This window comes from Komagataeibacter diospyri, from assembly GCF_006538165.1.
GTDB classification, from domain to species: domain Bacteria; phylum Pseudomonadota; class Alphaproteobacteria; order Acetobacterales; family Acetobacteraceae; genus Komagataeibacter; species Komagataeibacter diospyri.
Window position 1 is genome coordinate 130,667 of the sequence record NZ_BDLU01000063.1, and the last position, 16,578, is coordinate 147,244.

Sequence of the window (16,578 nt, forward strand, 5' to 3'; positions counted from 1 at the left end):
TTCCGGTCGGTCAGCATATCAAGGAGCATGAAATGTCCAACGTCACCGTGATCGGCACCCAGTGGGGTGACGAGGGCAAGGGAAAAATTGTGGACTGGCTGGCCAGCCGGGCCGACGTGGTCGTGCGTTTCCAGGGTGGCCACAATGCGGGCCATACGCTGGTTGTGGGCGAGCAGACCTACAAGCTGTCCCTGCTGCCGTCCGGCCTGGTGCGTGGCAAGATGGGCGTAATCGGCAATGGCGTGGTGGTTGATCCCGAAGCGCTGCTGAAGGAAATCGATCGCGTAACGGCGCAGGGCCTGAAGGTCACGCCCGAGACGCTGAAGATTGCTGAAAACGCGCCTCTGATCCTGCCCGTGCATGGCGCGCTGGACCGTGCGCGTGAAGCCGCGCGCGGCGAGCGCAAGATCGGCACCACGGGCCGTGGCATCGGCCCGGCGTATGAAGACAAGGTGGCCCGTCGCGCCATCCGCCTGTGTGATCTGGCCGAACCGGAAACGCTGGACTGGAAGCTGGACGAACTGCTGCTGCACCACAACACCTTGCTGAAGGGTCTTGGCGCGGATACGTTTACCAAGCAGGAACTGCTGGACTTCCTCAACGGCGTAGCGCCCCGTGTGCTGCCCTTCATGGCCCCGGTATGGGACCTGCTGGATGACAGCCGCCGCAGTGGTTCGCGCATCCTGTTCGAGGGCGCGCAGGCCGTGATGCTGGACGTGGACCACGGTACCTACCCGTTCGTGACCAGTTCCAACACTGTCGCGGCCAATGCGGGTACGGGTGCTGGTGTGGGGCCCACCAGCATCGGTTTCGTGCTGGGTATCGCCAAGGCCTACACCACGCGCGTGGGTGAGGGGCCGTTCCCCAGCGAACTGCATGACCAGATGGGCCGTACGCTGGGTGAGCGCGGGCATGAATTCGGTACCGTGACGGGCCGCCCCCGCCGCTGTGGCTGGTTTGACGCCGTGCTGGTGCGCCGTGCGGTGCGCGTGGGTGGCGTGAACGGCCTGGCACTGACCAAGCTGGATGTGCTTGACGGTCTGGACGAAATCAGTATCTGCGTCGGTTACGAACTGGATGGCAGGAAGATTACGTCCTTCCCGTCAGCCCCCGGCGCGCAGCAGCGTATCCGCCCGGTATTCGAGACGATGGAAGGCTGGAAGGACAGCACCAAGGGCGCGCGCTCCTGGGCCGAACTGCCCGCGCAGGCCATCAAGTATGTCCGTCGGATTGAGGAACTGGTTGAAGCACCTGTGACCCTGCTGTCCACCAGCCCCGAACGTGATGACACCATCCTGATGCGTGATCCGTTCGAGGACTGATCGAAAGGTCATGAAAGTTTCTGGGCGCCGCCTTTTTGAAAAAAGGCGGCGTTCTTTGAAGCTTTTTGAAAAAGCTGCACCAGAAACTTCTTTATTATGGCCGTCACAGACAAAAAAAGCCCCGCAACGCCAGAAGCGTGCGGGGCTTTTTTATCGGGAAAAGATGGTCAGGTGGTCAGGCTTCGGGCTGTGCCTCGTGTTTCGCGCGGCGGGTGGCGACTTCCGCCTTCATCGCGGTCTGCACTTTTTCAAAGGCACGGACCTCGATCTGGCGCACGCGCTCGCGCGAGATGTTGTAGACATGGGACAGTTCTTCCAGCGTCGCCGGTTCGTCCTTGAGCCGCCGTTCGGTCAGGATATGACGTTCACGGTCGTTCAGTGACTTCATGGCATTGGCCAGAAGTGCCTGCCTGCCGGAATATTCCTCGCTCTGGGCAAGGGTTTCTTCCTGGTTGTCGTTGTCATCAACCAGCCAGTCCTGCCATTCCCCCTCGCCATCCATACGCAGCGGCGCATTCAGGCTATGGTCGGGGGCGGCAAGCCTGCGGTTCATGTTCACCACGTCCTGTTCGGGCACGCCGAGGGACTGGGCGATCTTGTTGACCTGTTCGGGCTGCAGGTCACCATCATCAATGGCCTGCATCTGCCCCTTGAGGCGACGCAGGTTGAAGAACAGTTTTTTCTGTGCAGCGGTTGTGCCGATCTTCACCAGTGACCAGCTATGCAGGATGTATTCCTGTATCGCGGCACGGATCCACCACATGGCATATGTCGCCAGACGGAAGCCACGGTCGGGGTCGAACCGGCGGACCGCCTGCATCATCCCGATATTGCCTTCGCTGATCAGTTCGCCCACCGGCAGGCCGTAACCGCGATAGCCCATGGCGATCTTGGCGACGAGACGCAGGTGGGAGGTGACAAGCTTATGCGCGGCTTCGGTGTCGCCCTTGTCCTTCCAGCGGCGCGACAGACGAAGCTCCTCCTCGGGGGAGAGCATGGGAAACTTGCGGATATCCCGAAGGTATTTGGACAGGTTGTTTTCGGGACCGGAAATAAGGGCAGAAGCAGAAGAGGCCATTGTAACGGACTCCTGTTCCAGAGGGACGGGACAGCTTTAACCCGGTCTAACGTAACCGTGACCGGAAGGGTTGCATCGTCTCTCTGCTAGACGCACGACTGGACATCTCACGTCCCTGTATATGACCCCCGTCATGGGCAGTTTTATACAGGACGTCCAGTTAGCCTGGGGGCGTCGGCCCCGGCGAACAATCACCGAACATAGGCATTTCGCCCCATTGTGTCAATGAATATGCCTGCAAATCAGGCAATACTGGACAGCAGGTGACGGAAGTCTTCCGGTGGAGCGGTCTCGAACAGCATCTGCTCGCCTGTGCGGGGATGAACGAATCCCAGCCTGCGGGCGTGAAGCGCCTGACGGGGAAAATCCAGTGCCGCCTCTTTCGCTGCGGGCGGCAGGCCACGGGCAGCGGCCGGAATCCGGCGCAGATAGACAGGGTCGCCCACCAGCGCGTGCCCGGCATGGGCGAAATGTACCCTGATCTGGTGAGTGCGCCCGGTCGCAAGTTTGCATTCCACATGGGCCAGGCCGCCATGGAACGTGTCCAGCACCCGGTAATGGGTCAGCGCCACCTTGCCACCGCCGTTGGCAATCACCGCCATGCGCTTGCGATCGCGTCGGTCACGTCCGATCGCGCCATCGAACGAGCCGTTGGCAGGCGAGGGGATGCCCCAGCAGACGGCCTGGTAAGCCCGGTCGATCCTGCGTTCGGCAAAGGCGAGGGAAAGTGCCTGATGCGCCATTTCGGTCTTGGCCGCCACCATGATGCCCGATGTGTCCTTGTCCAGCCGGTGGACGATTCCCGGCCGCCTTTCGCCCCCGATTCCGGTCAGCCCTTCGCCGCAGTGGGCCAGCAGGGCGTTGACCAGGGTACCGTCCTCATTGCCCGGGGCGGGGTGGACAACCATGCCCGCAGGTTTGTCCAGCACGATCAGGTCGCGGTCCTCATATAATATGTCCAGTGCGATATCCTGCCCCTGTGGCGTGGTGGGGATTGCGGGGGGGATGTGAATTTCATAACACATGCCTGCCCGCACGGGTTCCGCCGGATCACGCAGCGGGCTGCCATTGCGCAACAGGTGCCCGCTTTCCATAAGCGACTTGACGCGTGAGCGCGAAAGGCTTTCGACCGCATTGGCCATGAAGCGGTCCGTGCGCTGGCCTGCGTCATCGGCGGTGGCGATGACGGGGGGTGGGGGGGCAGTGTCACTCATGGCATGTGTCTATCGGAAAAAACGGTATTCGGGAACGGAAAGCACATAATGGAAAAACAGGGATCGCGGGCGCTGCTTGCGGCGGTGATCGGCATGGGGGTTCTGCTGTTCATAGGCTCGCTGGCGCTGGTGGGCGTGCTGGTGCATCGCATGATGCACCCGGTGCCCGCCCCGACCGCTGCAGTGGCCGGGATGGTAACGGTAGCTGCGCCGGTCGTTGCAGGGCCAGGCGTGCCGGGGGATCTGGTGATGGATGAAGCGCCGGGCACACATGTGCAGGCGGTGACGGCCCGCCCTGATGGGCTGCTGGCGGTGGTGCTGAGTGGTGGTGGTGCGGACCGTGTGGTGGTGTGGGACCCGGCAGGCCGACGTATCGTGGCCCGACTGGTGGTTGGCCGCCCCTGATGGGATGGGCCACAATTCTTTCCTTGCATCCCCACGGGTGATCGCATAGAACGCGGCACCGGCCTTTGTCCCGTTCGTCTAGAGGCCTAGGACACCGCCCTCTCACGGCGGCAACACGGGTTCGAATCCCGTACGGGACGCCAGATATTTCCCACGGTTTTTCGTTATGCAATGGGCAACCTGCCTGCGTGGCCGGATGATGACGGACATCCAGTAGTCCGCATGCAGGCTGGCTCCGCCATATCATCGCGGCATGATAAAGTGCATATGGCGCGCGGCCACAGGCAGGGAACGTCATCATTTTTGTAAATCAGGCACGGGCAGCGGACTCTGGCCGTATGTCATGAACCTGTTTTGAATATCGTGTTGATAAATAATGTTTATTTTTCAGCGCCGTTTTTTCAAAAAAACTTCACCGAAAAACTTCTTCATCATTTGCAGGACTGTCTTCTGGGAAAGGCATGGTGTTATGCAAAATATAAATGAATTATCCGTTCAGTATATGAAATGTTCGGCGTGAATATTGTCTGTCTGCGTGTATTCGCAGACAAGGGTCTTATGGCCTGCCCCGACGGATCGGGATGTGGCGCTACCAATGCATATTATCCACAATGGGCTTCATGCCCATGAGTGTTGAATGAAAGCCCGCCGTAAGGCGGCTTTTCCCAATGTATTACAGTATTTCGACAGTTATTTTTTATCAGAAGGGCAATCAATCTATGGCATGGTGATGTTTTTCATATTAATATATAATAAAGGCATCTTATATCGGTGCCTATGCAGTTTGCGTGAAAAACATTGATCCAGGTCAATTTGCCCTGAAATTTAAAAATATTTTCCATCTTTTAATTTCCGGACGGATGGCAGCATATTGGAACCCGATCGTTTTCCATATCTCTCTTTTTGATTTTTTCTGGAATAATCAACGGGATTTTTTGGGGAGCTCGCGGGCCTGACGTGATAAAAATGCAACTTTCTCACCTTTCCGGTCCGTAAGGGCGCTGGTGACTGTTTCACCACCGGGAGGTAAGACGTTATGCTTCTCTTCCGTAATAAAGTCTGTCTCGTCACGGCCATGTCCGGCTTGCAGGATAGGGGAGTTTGCGATTAAGGCGTCATGGGTGCGACCGGGTATGGAATTGAACACCAGTTCCTGCCTGTGGTTGCATCGGTTCGGATTTCTGAAGTGTGTGGTGATCAATGCTGTTGGATTTTATGAAGCTGCAGAAGCATGTATCCGGGATGGGGCGTCGCTCCTTTCTGTCCGTCATGGCGGCAGCAGGCAGCATTCCTTTTATTTCAGCGGCTGAAGCAGGTGACGGCACGGCAGTGAATCAGCAGTGGGCCATTTTCCGCAGCAAATATTTCCATCCTGATGGCCGTATCGTTGATACCGGCAACAGCGGCGAATCCCACAGCGAGGGGCAGGGCTATGGCATGCTTTTCGCCGCCACCGCTGGCGATCAGGCGGCATTCGAGGCGATATGGGTGTGGGCGCGCACCAATCTCCAGCACAAGACCGATGCCCTGTTTTCCTGGCGCTACCTGGACGGGCATAACCCGCCGGTCGCGGACAAGAACAACGCTACCGATGGCGATCTGCTGATTGCGCTTGGCCTGGCACGGGCCGGCAGGCTTTGGAAGCGGGCCGACTATATTCAGGACGCTATGGCCATTTATGCCGATGTGCTGAAGCTCATGACCATGAAGGTCGGCCCCTATGAGGTGCTGCTGCCCGGTGCGACCGGATTCGTCACCAAGGATGCGGTCACTCTCAACCTTTCCTATTACGTCATGCCCTCGCTCATGCAGGCGTTTGAGCTGTCGGCCGATCCGCGGTGGCAGACCGTAATGGAAAATGGCCTGCGCATTATCGGCAAGGGACGATTCGGGCAATGGAAGCTTCCGCCGGACTGGCTGTCAATCAATCGACAGACCGGTGCCTTTTCCATAGCCAAGGGCTGGCCGCCGCGTTTCTCCTTTGATGCGATTCGCGTGCCGCTCTACCTGTATTGGGCGCATATGCTGTCACCGGAGCTTCTGGCTGACTTCACGCGTTTCTGGAACCATTTTGGCGCATCGGCGCTGCCGGGCTGGATTGACCTGACAAATGGTTCGCGGTCGCCCTATAATGCACCGCCCGGCTATCTGGCCGTCGCGTCGTGTTCGGGTCTGGCATCGGCAGGGGAACTGCCTACGCTGGATAATGCGCCGGATTACTATTCCGCAGCGCTTACATTGCTGGTCTATATCGCCCGTGCCGAGGGAGGTGGGATGTGAGTTCAGCCGATAAGGAAGTGGCAGGAGCACAGGCGCCTCGCCCGACTGTGGACATGGACAATCCACAGGATGTGTCCCGCATGCTTACGGCTGGTTACGGTCTGAGCGGGGAGGGGTTTCATTACCATTCCTTCCGCCCTGTCGTGCGGGATATGCCCGTGGAAGACCCGGAAGAGTCCGTTCATGAAGACGCGCACGACGTTCATGCCTACACTGAAGATCAGTATGCCGAACCGGAACCGCACGTTCCCGCCGCCGAGCCGGAACCGGAGCCGGAGCCTGTGGCCCCGCCAGTCGTAGCATCCCCCGAAATACTTTCTGCGCCGCCCGCGCCGCCACCGCCAATGGCGTCGGAAGTCGTGCATGCGCCCCAGCCCCCCGTGGCTGAGACCGTGGCTCCGCCCCCTCCGCCGCCGGAAACCGTGGTGCGGCCTGCGCCTCGGCCGAATCCTGTTGCTTCGGCAGCGGATGTCGTGCAGTCGGGTGGTCAGGAGCGACGTGGCCTGCCGCCGTTTACCGAAGCGCCTGCTGCCCCCGTGCCGCCACGCCCGGCACCGGTGCAGTCCGCGCCCTTCGCGGTTGAAGCGTCCGAACCGGTGGTCACCGCGACAGATGACTGGGCCCCTGTACCCAAGGCGCAGCAGCGTCGTGGACAGCGCCCGACAGGGCCTGGATTTTTCTTTGCCAAGGCAGGCGACCTGACCCAGATGGCCCGGTTGTTCCAATCCACCCCGGTGCCGACATCACCGCCTGTTCCCAAACCTGTTTCCAAGGTGACCACGATGACCAAATTAGACAAGAATTCATGGAACAACAGTACGGGACGGTCCCCGGCCCCGACGGACAACTCCCCGACGCTTACGGAAGTTTTCATGACTCTGGGAGGCCGGGCCACGGATCGTCTGATCCCCAAGCCAAGCCTGCGTGAAGCCCTGCTGCGCAAGCGCGAAGAAGAAAACGGGGAATCCTAAGCTGCATTGGCGGGCTGGACATGATGGCAGGCCAGCCCGTGATGGCAAAAAGGAATGGGGATGATCCCCGTATGACCCGCAGGCCACGCGGGCAGAAAGGCGACATGACGGACCAGATGCGTCTGACGGTTTTCTTTTGAACGTAACTATCTGTTTTATCAGTATTTATTAACCGGACGAGTTATTGATGTCAGAGGTTCAGTCGTCAGCGCCTGCGGAAAGTCGGTTCGGCCGTTTTTCCAATAAGATACTGGCACCGCGCGGTGCCAGTTACATAGTTGGGGCTGTGGGGATTTTTGCCCTGCTCGCTGCCACTACCGTCACGCTGTCGATAAATGAACAGTTGATTGTGGCATTAATATGTATTGCGGTATTTTTCATCGTCGGCCGGCGTAAAAGCCGCCGTACCCAGGTCTTTCTTGAAGTGCTTTCGGCGCTGGTATCGCTGCGGTACCTGACATGGCGCCTGACAGAAACGCTGGACTTCGATACCTGGATACAGGGCGGACTGGGCGTTACCCTGCTGCTGGCGGAACTGTATGCGCTGTACATGCTGTTCCTCAGTTATTTCCAGACGATTTCACCCCTTCATCGCGCCCCGTTGCCGATGTCACCTAACCCGGATGACTGGCCCACTGTTGATATCTTTATCCCGACCTACGATGAATCGCTGGGGATCGTACGCCTGACGGTTCTGGGTGCGCTGGGTATCGACTGGCCACCCGACAAGGTAAACGTCTACATTCTGGATGACGGCAAGCGTGAGGAATTCGCCCGCTTTGCCGAAGAATGCGGCGCGCGCTATATCGCCCGTCCCGATAACGCGCATGCCAAGGCCGGCAACCTCAACTACGCCATCAAGCATACGACAGGCGATTACATCCTCATCCTGGACTGTGACCATATCCCGACGCGTGCGTTCCTGCAGATCGCGATGGGCTGGATGGTCGAGGATCCGAAGATCGCCCTGATGCAGACCCCGCATCACTTCTATTCCCCTGACCCGTTCCAGCGTAACCTGGCCGTGGGGTACCGTACCCCGCCGGAAGGCAACCTGTTCTACGGTGTTATTCAGGACGGTAACGACTTCTGGGATGCGACCTTTTTCTGCGGTTCGTGCGCCATCCTGCGGCGTAAGGCGATTGAGGAAATCGGCGGCTTTGCAACAGAAACCGTGACGGAAGATGCCCATACCGCGCTGCGCATGCAGCGCAAGGGATGGTCAACCGCCTACCTGCGCATTCCGCTGGCCAGTGGTCTGGCGACTGAACGCCTTGTCACGCATATCGGTCAGCGTATGCGCTGGGCCCGTGGCATGATCCAGATTTTCCGTGTCGACAATCCGATGATGGGACCGGGACTGAAACTGGGGCAGCGGCTGTGTTACCTGTCGGCCATGACGTCGTTCTTCTTCGCCATTCCCCGCGTCATCTTCCTTGCGTCCCCGCTGGCCTTCCTGTTCTTCAACCAGAACATCATCGCCGCGTCCCCGCTGGCGGTGCTGGCCTACGCCATTCCGCATATGTTCCATTCCATCGCGACGGCGGCGAAAGTCAACAAGGGCTGGCGTTATTCGTTCTGGAGTGAAGTGTACGAAACCGTCATGGCGTTGTTCCTGGTGCGTGTGACCATCGTAACGATGATGTTCCCCTCCAAGGGCAAGTTCAACGTGACGGAAAAAGGTGGTGTTCTGGAGCACGAGGAATTCGATCTTGGCGCCACCTATCCGAACATCATCTTCGCCTGCATCATGGCCCTTGGCCTGCTGCGCGGGGCATATGCGCTGATTTTTCAGCATCTGGACATTATTTCGGAACGTGCTTACGCGCTGAACTGCATCTGGTCGATGATCAGCCTGATCATACTGCTGGCGGCCATTGCCGTGGGTCGTGAAACCAAGCAGATCCGCCACAGTCACCGTATTGAAGCCCAGATTCCCGTTACGGTTTATGATTACGAAGGCAATTCAAGCCACGGCATTACCGAGGACGTTTCCATGGGTGGTGTGGCGATCCACATGCCCTGGCGCGATGTTACCCCGGACCAGCCTGTACAGGTCGTGATCCATGCGGTACTGGATGGCGAGGAGGTGAACCTTCCGGCCACCATGATCCGTAGTGCCCGGGGCAAGGCCGTGTTCACATGGTCGATCAATAACATTCAGGTTGAAGCAGCCGTGGTCCGGTTCGTGTTCGGGCGTGCTGATGCCTGGCTGCAGTGGAATAATTATGAGGATGACCGGCCGTTACGAAGCCTGTGGAGTCTGATCCTCAGCATCAAGGCACTGTTCCGCAGGAAGGGTCAGATGATTGCCCATAGTCGCCCCAAGAAAAAACCAATTGCACTGCCGGTTGAGCGTAGGGAGCCAACAACCAGTCAGGGTGGTCAGAAACAGGAAGGAAAGATCAGTCGTGCGGCCTCGTGATATGAAAATGGTGTCCCTGATCGCGCTACTGGTCTTTGCAACGGGAGCACAGGCTGCCCCGATTGCATCCAGGGCGCCTGCGCCCCCGCCTGCGGGTAGTGACCTGCCCCCCTTACCTGCGTCTACCCCTGTGGCGCAGCCCCAGGCACAGACGGGAAGTAATGCTGCCGCCTCCACCCCGGCGGACGCGGCCAATAACGCGGATGCGATACTGGACAATGCCGAAAATGCGGCAGGTGCCGGTTCCGATGTTGCGACCGTTCATACCTATTCCCTGAAGGAACTGGGTGCGCAAAGCGCATTGACCATGCGCGGCGCGGCCCCGCTGCAGGGGCTGCAGTTCGGTATACCGGCGGACCAGCTGGTAACGTCGGCACGGCTGGTGGTCTCGGGTGCGATGTCGCCCAACCTCCAGCCTGACAACAGTGCGGTTACGATCACGCTGAATGAACAGTATATCGGTACCTTGCGCCCTGACCCGTCGCATCCGGCATTTGGTCCGTTGTCATTTGACGTCAATCCCATCTTCTTTGTCAGCGGCAACCGCCTGAATTTCAGCTTTGCCGCCGGGTCGAAGGGATGCGCGGACCCGTCCAACGGGCTGCAGTGGGCCAGCGTGTCCGAACATTCGCAACTGCAGATCACAACCATACCGCTTCCCCCCCGGCGCCAGCTGGCCCGGCTGCCGCAGCCTTTCTTTGACAAGACTGTAAGGCAGAAAGTGGTCATTCCGTTTGTCCTTGCACAGACATTTGATCCCGAGGTGCTCAAGGCATCCGGCATCATCGCGTCGTGGTTCGGGCAGCAGACCGACTACCGTGGGGTCAATTTCCCCGTATTCTCCACCATTCCCCAGACGGGCAACGCCATTGTGGTCGGTGTGGCGGATGAACTGCCTGCCGCATTGGGACGACCTTCGATCAGTGGGCCAACCCTTATGGAGGTCGCCAATCCGTCCGACCCCAATGGCACGCTGCTGCTGGTGACGGGCCGTGACCGCGACGAAGTCATCACCGCAAGCAAGGGGGTCGGTTTTGGTTCCAGCGCCCTGCCGGTCGCCAGCCGCATGGACGTGGCGCCGATTGACGTCGCACCACGCGTCGCAAATGACGCGCCGTCCTTCATCCCCACCACCCGTCCGGTCCGGCTGGGTGAACTGGTGCCTGTCAGCGCATTGCAGGGGGAAGGCTATACGCCGGGTGTCCTGTCGGTGCCCTTCCGCGTGTCCCCCGACCTGTATACGTGGCGTGACCGGCCGTACAAGCTGAATGTGCGCTTCCGTGCGCCGGATGGGCCGATCCTGGATGTCGCGCGGTCACATCTGGATGTCGGTATCAACAATACCTATCTGCAGTCCTATTCACTGCGCGAGCAGAGTTCCGCAGTCGACCAGCTGCTGCGTCGTGTTGGCGTGGGCAGCCAGAACGCTGGCGTGGAACAGCATACGCTGACCATTCCGCCGTGGATGGTGTTCGGTCAGGATCAGCTGCAGTTCTATTTTGACGCAGCGCCCCTGACACAGCCAGGCTGCCGTCCCGGGCCAAGCCTGATCCACATGTCGGTTGATCCGGATTCAACCATCGACCTGTCCAACGCCTATCACATCACACGCATGCCCAACCTGGCTTACATGGCCAGTGCGGGGTATCCGTTCACCACCTATGCCGATCTGTCGCGTTCGGCCGTGGTGCTGCCGGATCATCCCAATGGCACGGTGGTCAGCGCCTATCTCGACCTCATGGGTTTCATGGGGGCGACGACCTGGTATCCCGTATCGGGTGTCGATATCGTGTCGGCTGACCATGTAAGCGATGTGGCGGACCGGAACCTGATTGTCCTGTCCACCCTGTCGAACAGTGGGGAAGTCTCCTCGCTGCTGGCCAACTCGGCTTACCAGATTTCGGACGGGCGGCTGCACATGGGGCTGCGTTCTACCCTCAGCGGGGTGTGGAACATCTTCCAGGATCCGATGTCGGTCATAAGCAGCACCCGTCCGACCGAGGTCGAAACCACCCTGAGCGGCGGTGTCGGCGCGATGGTGGAAGCAGAATCACCGCTGGCTTCCGGTCGTACGGTGCTGGCCCTGCTGTCGGCTGATGGGCAGGGGCTGGATAATCTGGTCCAGATCCTGGGGCAGCGTAAAAATCAGGCGAAGGTGCAGGGTGACCTTGTTCTGGCGCATGGCGACGACCTGACATCCTACCGCAGCTCACCGCTTTATACGGTTGGCACGCTGCCGATGTGGCTCATGCCTGACTGGTATATGCACAATCATCCCATCCGTGTGGTTGTGGTCGGCCTGTTCGGCTGTCTGCTGGTGGTGGCTGTCCTGGTTCGTGCACTGTTCCGCCACGCGATGTACCGTCGCCGGCAGTTGCAGGAAGAAAGGCAGAAATCGTGATCATGAGTAGGCGATACGTCTTTTCACTTTCTGCCGGCCTTCTTGCCAGCAGTTGCATGGGTGTGATGATGGCTGTGCCGGTAGCCCGCGCGCAGCAGGCATCAACGGCCATGACTGGCGCGCAGGCTACCGGTGGGGCCGCAGCCCCCCGGCAGATCCTGCTGCAGCAGGCACGTTTCTGGTTGCAGCAGCAGCAGTATGACAATGCCCGGCAGGCATTGCAGAACGCGCAGCGGATTGCGCCCGACTCTCCGGACGTGCTGGAGGTTCAGGGTGAATACCAGACGGCCATGGGCAACCGTGAAGCCGCCGCTGATACCCTGCGTCACCTGCAGCAGGTCGCACCCAACAGTGCGGCCGCGAACAGCCTGACCGACCTGCTGCATGAGCGTTCCATCTCCACTTCCGACCTGTCACAGGTCCGCTCGCTCGCGGCTTCAGGCCATAACGCGCAGGCTGTGGCGGGGTACCAGAAGCTGTTCAATGGTGGAAAGCCTCCCCATTCGCTGGCGGTGGAATATTACCAGACAATGGCTGGCGTGCCGGCCGACTGGGATCAGGCACGGGCGGGACTGGCCAGTGTTGTGGCAGCCAATCCGCAGGATTACCGTGCCCAGCTCGCCTTCGCGCAGGCACTGACATACAATACCCCGACCCGTATGGAAGGCTTGGCGCGACTGAAGGATCTGCAGGGGTTCCGCAGTCAGGCCCCGGTCGAAGCCGCGGCTGCAACCCAGTCCTATCGACAGACACTGAGCTGGCTGCCGGTTACCCCTGAGACGCAGCCGCTCATGCAGCAGTGGCTGGCGGCGCATCCCGATGATGCGGCGCTGAAGGAACACATGCTTCACCCGCCCGGCGGTCCGCCGGACAAGGCGGGTCTTGCACGTCAGGCAGGCTACCAGCAGCTGAACGCCGGGCGTCTTTCCGCAGCCGAGCAGTCCTTCCAGTCCGCATTGCAGGTCAATTCGCATGATGCGGATTCACTGGGCGGCATGGGGCTGGTCAGCATGCGTCAGGGCGACGCGGCGGAAGCACGCCGTTATTTCCAGGAAGCGATGGCAGCCGACCCCAAGACGGCTGACCGCTGGCGTCCCGCGCTGGCGGGTATGGAAATCAGTGGTGACTATGCCGCCGTGCGCCAGATGATCGCGGCGCATGAATATACCGAAGCCAAGCAGCGGCTGACGTCCCTGGCGCGCCAGCCGGGGCAGTTCACCGGTGCGACGCTGATGCTGGCGGACCTGCAGCGCACGACCGGGCAGATTGATGCGTCCGAGCAGTCATACCGTTCCGTTCTGGCGCGCGACCCCAACAGCCCGCTGGCCCTGATGGGACTGGCGCGGGTGGACATGGCGCAGGGCAATACGGCGGAAGCCCGCCAGTTGCTTTCACGCGTCGGGCCGCAATATGCCGAACAGGTGGGCGAGATCGAGGTGACGGGCCTGATGGCCGCAGCCTCGCATACGTCGGATTCGGCACGTAAGGTCTCCATCCTGCGTGAAGCCATGACACAGGCACCGCGCGACCCGTGGGTGCGCATCAATCTTGCCAACGCCCTGCAGCAGCAGGGTGACGTGGCGGAAGCCGGCCGTGTCATGCAGCCGATTCTGGCCAACCCGGTTACGGCACAGGACCGGCAGGCAGGCATCCTGTATACTTATGGCGCAGGCAATGATGCGGCGACCCGCCGCCTGCTGTCCGGCATGTCGCCCGAGGACTATTCTCCGGCCATCCGTTCCATTGCCGAGGAAATGCAGATCAAGGAAGATCTGGCCAGTCGCCTGTCGATGGTGCCCAACCCGGTACCCCTGATCCGTGAGGCCCTGTCCCCGCCGGACCCGACGGGCGCGCGCGGTGTGGCCGTGGCCGACCTGTTTCGCCAGCGTGGCGACATGGTCCATGCCCGCATGGCGCTGCGTATCGCCTCGACACGCACGATCGACCTGTCGACCGAGCAGCGTCTGGCCTATGCCACCGAATACATGAAGATCAGCAATCCGGTCGCTGCCGCCCGTCTGCTTGCGCCCCTGGGCGATGGCAGCGGGAACGGGACGGGCAATGCGATGCTGCCTGAACAGCAGCAGACCCTGCAGCAGCTGCGCATGGGTATTTCCGTGGCCCAGTCCGACCTGCTGAACCAGCGTGGCGATCAGGCGCAGGCTTACGATCATCTGGCCCCCGCGCTGCGCGCAGATCCGGAGGCGACTTCCCCCAAACTCGCGCTGGCCCGGCTGTACAATGGTGAAGGCAAGGCGAGCAAGGCGCTGGAGATCGACCTTGCGGTGCTGCGCCACAATCCGCAGGACCTTGATGCCCGTCAGGCGGCGGTGCAGGCTGCGGTCAATAGCGGGCGCAAGAGCCTGGCGACCCGTCTGGCGATGGATGGCGTGCAGGAAAGCCCGATGGATGCCCGTGCGTGGCTGGGCATGGCCGTGGCTGATCAGGCTGACGGACATGGCCACCGGACCATTGCGGACCTGCGCCGGGCCTATGACCTTCGCCTGCAGCAGGTTGAGGGTTCCCGTATGGCGGCGGGCGCCGGTGCGGCCGGGGCCGAGCAGGACGCGCTTGCGCCGCCTTCCAGCAATCCTTTCCGGCACCATGGTTATGGTCGGCAGACGGAACTGGGCGCGCCGGTCACCGGTGGGTCCTACAGCATGGAAGCGACCTCGCCCGAGGCATCGGACCAGATGCTGTCCTCCATTTCCGGGCAGATCAACACGCTGCGTGAAAACCTTGCCCCATCCATCGACGGGGGCCTCGGGTTCCGGTCGCGTTCGGGTGAACACGGCATGGGCCGCCTGACGGAAGCCAATATTCCCATCGTGGGCCGCCTGCCGCTGCAGGCGGGTGAGTCCAGCCTGACGTTCTCGATCACGCCAACCATGATCTGGTCAGGTGATCTTGATAGTGATTCTGTCTATGACGTGCCCCGCTATGGCACCGACATGGCGGTAAAGGCGTGGAACCAGTACGCCACTTACATGAACCGGCAGAACCAGAACTCCACCACCCGCTACAAGACCCAGGCGATACAGGGCGGGCAGGGCGAAGCAGGCTTCGCGCCTGATGTCCAGTTTGGCAATAGCTGGGTGCGGGCGGATGTCGGTGCGTCACCGATCGGCTTCCCCATCACCAATGTGCTGGGCGGGGTCGAGTTCTCGCCGCGTGTTGGTCCGGTCACGTTCCGTGTCAGTGCCGAACGGCGTTCGATTACCAACAGTGTCCTGTCCTATGGCGGCCTGCGTGACCCGAACTATTATTCCGCCATCGGGCGTTATGCCCGTAGCCTGTACGGCAAGGAACTGGCGTCACAGTGGAGCCAGGAATGGGGTGGTGTCGTCACCAACCACTTCCATGGGCAGGTTGAGGCAACGCTGGGCAACACCATCGTGTATGGTGGTGGTGGCTACGCAATCCAGACCGGCAAGAACACGCGGAGCAATAACGAGCGTGAAGCGGGCATCGGCGTCAATACGCTGGTGTGGCACAATGCCAACATGCTGGTGCGGATCGGTGTCAGCCTGACCTACTTCGGTTATGCGAACAACCAGGATTTCTATACCTACGGACAGGGCGGCTACTTCTCGCCGCAGTCCTATTACGCAGCCACCGTTCCGATCCGTTATGCCGGTCAGCACAAGCGGCTTGACTGGGACGTGAACGCTTCCGTTGGCTATCAGGTCTTCCACGAACATTCGTCACCGTTCTTCCCCACGTCTTCGTTGCTGCAGTCGGGGGCGCAGTATGTGGCCAATAATTACGTGACGAACGCGACAAGCTCTGATTATCTCTCACAGGAAACGGTCAACAGCGCCTACTATCCCGGGGATAGTATTGCTAGTCTTACGGGTGGCTTCAATGCTAGGGTAGGGTACCGATTTACCCACAATCTTCGTCTTGATCTGTCGGGGCGCTGGCAGAAGGCCGGTAACTGGACTGAAAGCGGCGCCATGATTTCCGCACACTATCTTATTATGGACCAGTAATGACAACTTTCAACGCAAAACCGGACTTCTCGCTTTTCTTGCAGGCCCTGTCATGGGAAATTGACGATCAGGCCGGGATCGAGGTCAGAAATGACCTGTTGCGGGAGGTCGGCCGCGGAATGGCTGGTCGCCTGCAGCCGCCCCTGTGCAACACCATTCACCAGTTGCAGATCGAACTGAATGCCCTGCTGGGCATGATCAACTGGGGCTATGTGAAGCTGGAACTGCTGGCGGAAGAACAGGCCATGCGCATCGTGCATGAAGACCTGCCGCAGGTTGGCAGCGCGGGTGAGCCGTCAGGCACATGGCTGGCCCCGGTGCTGGAAGGGCTGTACGGCCGCTGGATCACGTCGCAGCCCGGTGCGTTCGGTGATTATGTCGTCAGCCGCGATATCGATGCGGAAGACCTGAATTCCGTCCCGAGCCAGACCATCATCCTATATATGCGCACCCGCAGCAACAGCAACTGATCCGGCCCCCCCGGCTGTTC

General features: G+C 60.3%; 10 protein-coding genes and 1 tRNA gene. 9 read left to right on the forward strand and 2 right to left on the reverse strand.

Going from position 1 to position 16,578, the window contains the following annotated elements; genetic code table 11:
* Positions 1-32 precede the first annotated feature (32 nt).
* Complete coding sequence (locus MSKU9_RS14565; protein ID WP_141262104.1) at positions 33-1,322, forward strand: adenylosuccinate synthase; 1,290 nt, start codon at positions 33-35, stop codon at positions 1,320-1,322.
* A gap of 175 nt (positions 1,323-1,497) precedes the next feature.
* Here the strand turns inward: MSKU9_RS14565 and rpoH are convergent, their stop codons facing one another.
* Both rpoH and MSKU9_RS14575 read right to left on the reverse strand, forming a co-directional pair.
* Positions 1,498-2,400 (reverse strand): RNA polymerase sigma factor RpoH, encoded by a 903-nt coding sequence (gene rpoH / locus MSKU9_RS14570; RefSeq protein ID WP_141262105.1) that lies wholly within the window; start codon positions 2,398-2,400, stop codon positions 1,498-1,500.
* Positions 2,401-2,642: 242 nt separating this feature from the next.
* Positions 2,643-3,614, reverse strand: a complete 972-nt coding sequence (locus MSKU9_RS14575; protein ID WP_141262106.1) for an RluA family pseudouridine synthase — start codon at positions 3,612-3,614, stop codon at positions 2,643-2,645.
* Positions 3,615-3,662: 48 nt separating this feature from the next.
* Between MSKU9_RS14575 and MSKU9_RS14580 the strand changes: the two genes are divergently transcribed.
* The 8 genes from MSKU9_RS14580 to bcsD all read left to right on the forward strand — a co-directional run bounded on the left by MSKU9_RS14580 (position 3,663) and on the right by bcsD (position 16,558).
* Positions 3,663-4,019: a hypothetical protein gene (locus tag MSKU9_RS14580; protein ID WP_141262107.1), complete on the forward strand. Its 357-nt coding sequence runs from the start codon at positions 3,663-3,665 to the stop codon at positions 4,017-4,019.
* Positions 4,020-4,086: 67 nt separating this feature from the next.
* A tRNA-Glu gene (locus MSKU9_RS14585) sits at positions 4,087-4,162 on the forward strand.
* Positions 4,163-5,219: 1,057 nt separating this feature from the next.
* Positions 5,220-6,299, forward strand: a complete 1,080-nt coding sequence (locus MSKU9_RS14590; protein WP_141262108.1) for a glycosyl hydrolase family 8 — start codon at positions 5,220-5,222, stop codon at positions 6,297-6,299.
* A complete protein-coding gene (locus tag MSKU9_RS18810) occupies positions 6,296-7,270 on the forward strand; it encodes an endoglucanase (RefSeq protein WP_264371855.1) in 975 nt (324 codons plus the stop codon). The genes MSKU9_RS14590 and MSKU9_RS18810 overlap by 4 nt, the downstream gene beginning before the upstream one ends.
* A 187-nt stretch (positions 7,271-7,457) precedes the next feature.
* Positions 7,458-9,695, forward strand: a complete 2,238-nt coding sequence (gene bcsA / locus MSKU9_RS14600; protein ID WP_141262109.1) for a UDP-forming cellulose synthase catalytic subunit — start codon at positions 7,458-7,460, stop codon at positions 9,693-9,695.
* Positions 9,682-12,096 carry a cellulose biosynthesis cyclic di-GMP-binding regulatory protein BcsB gene (locus MSKU9_RS14605; protein WP_227001099.1) on the forward strand — a complete coding sequence of 805 codons (2,415 nt, stop codon included), beginning with the start codon at positions 9,682-9,684 and terminating at the stop codon, positions 12,094-12,096. The genes bcsA and MSKU9_RS14605 overlap by 14 nt, the downstream gene beginning before the upstream one ends.
* 2 nt (positions 12,097-12,098) lie before the next feature.
* Positions 12,099-16,088 (forward strand): cellulose synthase subunit BcsC-related outer membrane protein, encoded by a 3,990-nt coding sequence (locus tag MSKU9_RS14610; RefSeq protein WP_141262110.1) that lies wholly within the window; start codon positions 12,099-12,101, stop codon positions 16,086-16,088.
* Positions 16,088-16,558, forward strand: coding sequence for a cellulose biosynthesis protein BcsD (gene bcsD / locus MSKU9_RS14615; RefSeq protein WP_141262111.1), 471 nt, complete (start codon positions 16,088-16,090; stop codon positions 16,556-16,558). Before MSKU9_RS14610 ends, bcsD begins: the two co-directional genes overlap by 1 nt.
* Positions 16,559-16,578 lie beyond the last annotated feature (20 nt).

What these genes read in the sequence shown, in the direction of transcription:
- MSKU9_RS14565 (WP_141262104.1), top strand. Translation starts at nt 33, where the DNA reads ATGTCCAACGTCACCGTGATCGGCACCCAGTGGGGTGACGAGGGCAAG.
- MSKU9_RS14580 (WP_141262107.1), top strand. Translation starts at nt 3,663, where the DNA reads ATGGAAAAACAGGGATCGCGGGCGCTGCTTGCGGCGGTGATCGGCATG.
- bcsA (WP_141262109.1), top strand. Translation starts at nt 7,458, where the DNA reads ATGTCAGAGGTTCAGTCGTCAGCGCCTGCGGAAAGTCGGTTCGGCCGT.
- MSKU9_RS14610 (WP_141262110.1), top strand. Translation starts at nt 12,099, where the DNA reads ATGAGTAGGCGATACGTCTTTTCACTTTCTGCCGGCCTTCTTGCCAGC.
- MSKU9_RS14590 (WP_141262108.1), top strand. Translation starts at nt 5,220, where the DNA reads ATGCTGTTGGATTTTATGAAGCTGCAGAAGCATGTATCCGGGATGGGG.
- MSKU9_RS14575 (WP_141262106.1), bottom strand. Translation starts at nt 3,614, where the DNA reads ATGAGTGACACTGCCCCCCCACCCCCCGTCATCGCCACCGCCGATGAC.
- rpoH (WP_141262105.1), bottom strand. Translation starts at nt 2,400, where the DNA reads ATGGCCTCTTCTGCTTCTGCCCTTATTTCCGGTCCCGAAAACAACCTG.
- bcsD (WP_141262111.1), top strand. Translation starts at nt 16,088, where the DNA reads ATGACAACTTTCAACGCAAAACCGGACTTCTCGCTTTTCTTGCAGGCC.